Below are 5,512 nucleotides of genomic sequence, written 5' to 3'. Positions count from 1 at the left end.
GGTGGCAAAGGTGTAGCTGCGGGTCTTTTGCAGCAGCCATTCAATGACGACTGCATCTCCCGCCACAAAGGCGCCTGCCACGCCCAGCGCCTTGCTCAGCGTGGCCATGTAGATCACGCGGCGCGAAGCGTTGGCACCGGTCAGCCCGGCAGCAGCAAGCACACCGCGGCCTTGCGGGCCGAGCACGCCGAAGCCGTGGGCGTCGTCGATCAGCAGCAGCGCGTCGTACTTTTCGCACAGTGCCTGCAGGCCGGGCACATCGGCCACGTCGCCGTCCATGCTGAAGACGGCATCCGTCAGCACCAGCTTGCGCGGTGCGGTGCTGGTCGCGAGCTGCGCTTCCAGCCGGCCCAGGTCCGCATGCTCGTAGCGCTGGATGCGGGCCTTCGACAGGCGCATGCCGTCGATCAGGCTGGCGTGGTTCAGCTCGTCGGAGAACATCGCGTCGCCAGGGCCCACCAGGGCCGGCACGATGCTGGCGTTGGTCGCGAAGCCAGCGTAGAAATACAGCGCCTTGGGCAGCTGCACAAAGGCCGCCAGCTCGTCTTCCAGGGCCGCATTGGCAGCGCTGTGACCGCTGACCATGGGCGAGGCGCCGGAGCCGATGCCGTAGGCGTCGATGGCCGCATGTGCGGCGGCGCGCAGTGCAGGGTCGCCGGCCAGGCCGAGGTAGTCGTTGCTGCAGAAGGCCAGCATGGACTGGCCGTCCACCGTCAACCGCGCGCCGGTTTCGGGCACGACGACACGCCGGCGGCGCAGCAGGCTGGCTTCGCCCAGCTCGGCCAGCCTGCCACCGAGTTCGTCGATCCAGCTGGCGGTCACGGCGCCGATCCTTGCGCGGTCACCACGGCACGCCAGGCCCGGGGCAGCACCAGCTCGGCCGCACAGGCCTCGGCGTCCGGCCGAGCCTGCCAGGGCAGCAAGCCCAGCAGCGGCGCGTCCATGTGCGCTTTGAGGTAGCTCAGGTTCTCGGCCGGGCAGGCCATTTCGAGATCGATGTGGTTGGCGATCCAGCCGGCCAGCCGCAGACCGCTGGCGCGGATGGCCTGCGCGCTGAGCAACGCATGGTTCAAGCAGCCTAGCCGAAGGCCAACCACCAGCACCACAGGCAGGCCCATGGCCTTGGCCAGGTCGGCCATGGTGTCGCTTTCGTTCAGCGGCACCAGCCAGCCGCCGGCGCCTTCGACCACCACCGCGTCGGCCTGGGCCTGCAGGGCACGCAGATGTTGAACCAGCGGCGCGATCTCGATGCACTGGCCGGCCCGCTCGGCCGACAGGTGCGGCGACAGGGGCTCGGGCAGCGCGACGGGGTTGTCCAGCTCGGGCGGCACGACAATGTTGGAGGCGGCACGCAGCGCCAGCACGTCTTCGCTGACCATCTGGCCGGCATGTTCCGGGTGCGGGATCAGTCCGGAAGCGATGGGCTTCATGCCGACCACGCGCACATGATGGCGGCGCAGCGCATGCAGCAGCGCGCTGCTGGCCAGGGTCTTGCCGACGCCGGTATCGGTGCCGGTGACGAAACAGCCCACCACCGCTTTTTGTTCAGACGCCATCGAGCACCCCGGCCTGGGCCGGCAGGCCGGCAGTTTCTTCGGCCAAGGTGGCGTTCAGCGCCTTCAGCGCGCCGTCTGCCAGCCACCGGCCTTCGTCTTCGGAAATCACATACGGCGGCATCGCGTACAGCGTGTGGCCGATGGGCCGCAGCACCAGGCCTTGCGCGAGCGCATGTCGAGCGTAGCGGCGCGAAAAATCAGGCAGGCTGCTGGCAACGTCCCACGCGAAGATCATGCCCTGGCGGCGCGCATGGCTGACACGTGGGTGCTGCGTCACGCCTTCGAACTGCGCCCACAGGCGTGCGCCGGTGGTCTGGTTGGCGTTGACGATGTCGGTCGACGCGATCAGGTCCAGCGTGGCCAGCGCGGCGCGGCAGGCCAGCGGGTTGCCGGTGTAGCTGTGCGAATGCAGGAAGCCACGCGCGACCTCGTCGTCGTAGAAGGCGGCGTAGACGGCATCGGTCGTCAGCACGGCAGACAGCGGCAGCGTGCCGCCGGTCAGGCCCTTGGACAGGCACAGGAAGTCGGGCAGGATGCCGGCCTGCTGGTGCGCGAACAGCGAACCAGTGCGGCCGAAGCCGACCGCGATCTCGTCGAGCACCAGGTGCACCTGGTAGCGGTCGCAGAGTTCACGCAGGCGCTGCAGATAGACGGGATGGTGCATGGCCATGCCGGTGGCGCATTGCACCAGCGGCTCGGCGATGACGGCGGCGGTTTGCGCGTGATGCGCGGCCAGCCATTCGCTCAGTGCGGCAGCGGCGCGTTCGGCCACGGCAGCAGCATCTTCACCAGGCAGCGCGCCGCGCGCGTCCGGGCTGGGCGCGGTGGCCCCCAGGCGCACAAGTGGCGCGTAGGCTTCGCGGAACAGCGCGATGTCGGTCACGGCCAGCGCGCCGACGGTTTCGCCGTGGTAGCCACCGGCGATGCCGACGAAGCAGTTCTTGCCGGGCCGGCCGGCATTGCGCCAATGGTGCGCGCTCATCTTCAGCGCGATCTCGGTCGCCGAAGCGCCGTCGCTGCCGTAGAACGCATGGCCCAGGCCGGTCAGTGCGGACAGCCGTTCGGACAGCTCGACCACCGGTGCATGCGTGAACCCGGCCAGCATCACATGGTCCAGCGACTGCAGTTGCTGCACCAGCGCCTCGCGGATCGCCGGGTGGTTGTGGCCAAACAGGTTGACCCACCAGGAGCTGATGCCGTCCAGGTAGCGCCTGCCGTCGAAGTCATGCAGCCACACGCCTTCGGCGCGGGCCACCGGGATCAGCGGCTGGGGTTCGATGTCCCGTGCATGCAGCTTCATCTGCGTGCACGGGTGCCAGACCGCCTTCAGGCTGCGGACACGCCAATCCTGGTTGGTCACGCCAGGCTCAGATCGGATCGCCACTCATGTCGGCGCCCATCTCGTCGCCCGCCTGCGGGCCGGCGACTTCGCTGCGCACTTCGACGATGCGGTTCATCGCATCGGGGAACACCAGCTTGGGCGAGACCTCGTCCAGCCGGTCCTCGTGCACCATGCCGAAGGCGGCGATGATGACCAGGTCACCCACGCTGGCGCGGCGCGCGGCCGAGCCGTTCAGCGAAATGATGCCGGAGCCACGCGGCGCCTTGATCGCATAGGTGACGAAGCGCTCGCCGTTGTTGACATTCCAGATGTGGATCTGCTCGTTGGGGCGCAGGTTGCTCGCTTCCAGCAGGTCCTCGTCAATGCCGCAGGAGCCTTCGTAGTGCAGCTCACAGTGGGTGACGGTGGCGCGGTGGATCTTGGATTTCAGCAGGGTGCGGAACATGGCAAATGTCTCTTCGGCCCTTCAGCCCATCACGTGGCGCGAGTGCAGGCCCAGGCGCTCCAGCAGTTCGCGGTCGCGGTCCACTTCGGGGTTGCCGGTGGTCAGCAGCTTGTCGCCGTAAAAGATGGAGTTGGCGCCAGCCAGGAAGCACAGGGCCTGGATGCCCTCGCCCATCTGCTGGCGGCCGGCCGACAGGCGCACGCGCGCCTTGGGCATGGTGATGCGGGCGACAGCGATGGTGCGCACGAACTCGAACGGGTCCAGCTTGTCGGTGCCGTGCAGCGGCGTGCCTTCGACCTGCACCAGCTCGTTGATCGGCACCGATTCCGGGTAGGGCTCCAGGTTGGCGATCTGCGCGACCAGGCCGGCACGCTCGGTGCGGCTTTCGCCCATGCCAACGATGCCGCCACAGCAGACCGACATGCCGGCGTTGCGCACATGCTCCAGCGTGTCCAGGCGGTCCTGGTAGTCGCGGGTGGAGATGATCTTGCCGTAGGTCTCGGGGGCGGTATCGAGGTTGTGGTTGTAGTAGTCCAGGCCGGCTTCCTTCAGCGTCACGGCCTGGTCTTCATTCAACATGCCCAGCGTGCAGCAGGCTTCCAGGCCCAGCGACTTGACCTCGCGGATCAGGTCGGCAACCTTCTCGACATCGCGGTCCTTGGGCGCGCGCCAGGCGGCGCCCATGCAGAAGCGCGTGGCGCCAGCGCCCTTGGCGGCGATGGCAGCTTCGCGCACAGCGTCCACTTCCATCATCTTGGTCGCGTCCACGCCGGTGTCGTAGTGCACCGACTGCGGGCAGTAGCCGCAGTCTTCCGGACAACCACCGGTCTTGATGGACAGCAGCGTGGCCAGCTCCACCTCGGTCGGGTCGAAATGCTCGCGGTGCACCAGCTGCGCGCGGTGCAGCAGCTCGGGGAAAGGCAGCGCGAACAGGGCTTCGATTTCCGCCACCGACCAGCGCTGCACCGGCACCGGCTTGGCCGCCTTGGGGCGCACGATCTGGATGGGCTGGGCCGAAGCAGCGGCGGTGCCGGCAGAGGAAGAGGTCACGATGGCCATGCGGGTCGACTCCAGTAAAAAACGGCGAAAGAGATGGCGGAAATCAAAAGCTCTCTCAGAGCTCGAGATTGTCGATGAGGCGGGTCTGGCCCAGCTTCGCAGCGGCCAGCGCCACCAACGGTTCACTGCCCAGTCGTTGCTCGTCGCTCGGCGGCAGCAGGTCGCTGCGGCGGCGAAGGGTCACGTAATCGGGCAGCCAGCCACGCTTACGCAGGCTTTGTGCCGCCTTGGCTTCCAACTCGGCGAGCGACGGGCCGGGCACGCGTGCGCTGGTGGCCAGCTGATGCAGCACCTGCGACAGCGCCACCGCCTCGGTGCGCTCGGCCGGCCCAAGGTAACCGTTGCGCGAGGACAGCGCCAGGCCGTCATCGGCCCGAACCGTGGGCGCGCCCAGCACCCGCGTGGGCAGCATGAACTGCTCGGCCATGCCAGCCAGCACCTTGAGCTGCTGGTAGTCCTTCTGGCCGAACACCGCGACGGCGGGCTGCACGACCTGGAACAGCTTCATCACCACGGTGCACACGCCTGTGAAGAAGCCGGGGCGGAATTCACCCTCCAGCAGGTCACCCAACGCGGGCGGCGGCTGCACTTTGTAGGTTTGGGGCTGCGGGTACAGCTCGTCCTCGGCGGGCGCAAAGACGATGTCGCAGCCAGCAGTAGCCAGCAACTCGGCGTCCTTGGCCAGCGTGCGCGGGTACTGGTCGAAGTCTTCATGCGGCAGGAACTGCAGCCGGTTGACGAAGACGCTGACGACCACTGGCGAGCCATGGCGCGCGGCTTCGCGCACCAGCGACAGATGGCCTTCATGCAGGTTGCCCATGGTGGGCACAAACGCGGTGCGCGGCTGGCCGGCCAGCACTTCGCGCAATTCGGACACCGTGTGGATCACACGCATGCAAGATTCTCCTCGCGGCCCGCAGCCGGGCCGGCTGGGCCTTGCGGCCCGGTCAGTTGCCAGGGCTGCAACACCCCGGCGACTGCGCTTTCAATAACCGTGCAGCGTCTCGTCGGGGAACAGCCCGGCCTTGACGTCCACCACGTAGCGCCGCAGCGCCTGCGCGACCGAAAGGCCCGGCGCATCGCCCTCGCTGCCGGGCTCGCGGGTGAAGT

Annotated in this window: 6 protein-coding genes; all 6 read right to left on the bottom strand. The window is 68.1% G+C overall.

Features of this window, described 5'->3' with window-relative positions; genetic code table 11:
• Window positions 1–822, bottom strand: an 822-nt coding sequence (locus tag FKP22_RS19540; RefSeq protein ID WP_141289376.1) for an aminotransferase class I/II-fold pyridoxal phosphate-dependent enzyme, incomplete at its 3' end; no start/stop codon positions are given.
• The gene (gene bioD / locus FKP22_RS19535; RefSeq protein WP_231011479.1) at window positions 819–1,556 is read right to left on the bottom strand and encodes a dethiobiotin synthase; all 738 of its coding nucleotides are present in this window, start codon (window positions 1,554–1,556) and stop codon (window positions 819–821) included. The genes bioD and FKP22_RS19540, both read right to left, overlap by 4 nt.
• Window positions 1,546–2,856 carry an adenosylmethionine--8-amino-7-oxononanoate transaminase gene (bioA, locus tag FKP22_RS19530; protein WP_231011594.1) on the bottom strand — a complete coding sequence of 437 codons (1,311 nt, stop codon included), beginning with the start codon at window positions 2,854–2,856 and terminating at the stop codon, window positions 1,546–1,548. The genes bioD and bioA overlap by 11 nt, the downstream gene beginning before the upstream one ends.
• A gap of 67 nt (window positions 2,857–2,923) precedes the next feature.
• The gene (gene panD / locus FKP22_RS19525) at window positions 2,924–3,343 is read right to left on the bottom strand and encodes an aspartate 1-decarboxylase (RefSeq protein WP_141289374.1); all 420 of its coding nucleotides are present in this window, start codon (window positions 3,341–3,343) and stop codon (window positions 2,924–2,926) included.
• 21 nt (window positions 3,344–3,364) lie between these two features.
• Complete coding sequence (gene bioB / locus FKP22_RS19520) at window positions 3,365–4,402, bottom strand: biotin synthase BioB (protein WP_141289373.1); 1,038 nt, start codon at window positions 4,400–4,402, stop codon at window positions 3,365–3,367.
• Between the two features lie 55 nt (window positions 4,403–4,457).
• Window positions 4,458–5,297 (bottom strand): pantoate--beta-alanine ligase, encoded by an 840-nt coding sequence (gene panC, locus FKP22_RS19515; RefSeq protein WP_141289372.1) that lies wholly within the window; start codon window positions 5,295–5,297, stop codon window positions 4,458–4,460.
• Window positions 5,298–5,512: the final 215 nt, after the last annotated feature.

Origin of the sequence: Ideonella azotifigens, assembly GCF_006519715.1 — a bacterium.
GTDB classification, from domain to species: Bacteria; Pseudomonadota; Gammaproteobacteria; order Burkholderiales; family Burkholderiaceae_C; genus Ideonella; species Ideonella azotifigens.
This window is presented reverse-complemented; position numbering and strand designations above follow the sequence as displayed.

Coding starts and splice junctions, on each gene's coding strand:
- bioA (WP_231011594.1), bottom strand. CDS start 2,856: ATGAAGCTGCATGCACGGGACATCGAACCCCAGCCGCTGATCCCGGTG.
- panC (WP_141289372.1), bottom strand. CDS start 5,297: ATGCGTGTGATCCACACGGTGTCCGAATTGCGCGAAGTGCTGGCCGGC.
- panD (WP_141289374.1), bottom strand. CDS start 3,343: ATGTTCCGCACCCTGCTGAAATCCAAGATCCACCGCGCCACCGTCACC.
- bioB (WP_141289373.1), bottom strand. CDS start 4,402: ATGGCCATCGTGACCTCTTCCTCTGCCGGCACCGCCGCTGCTTCGGCC.
- bioD (WP_231011479.1), bottom strand. CDS start 1,556: ATGGCGTCTGAACAAAAAGCGGTGGTGGGCTGTTTCGTCACCGGCACC.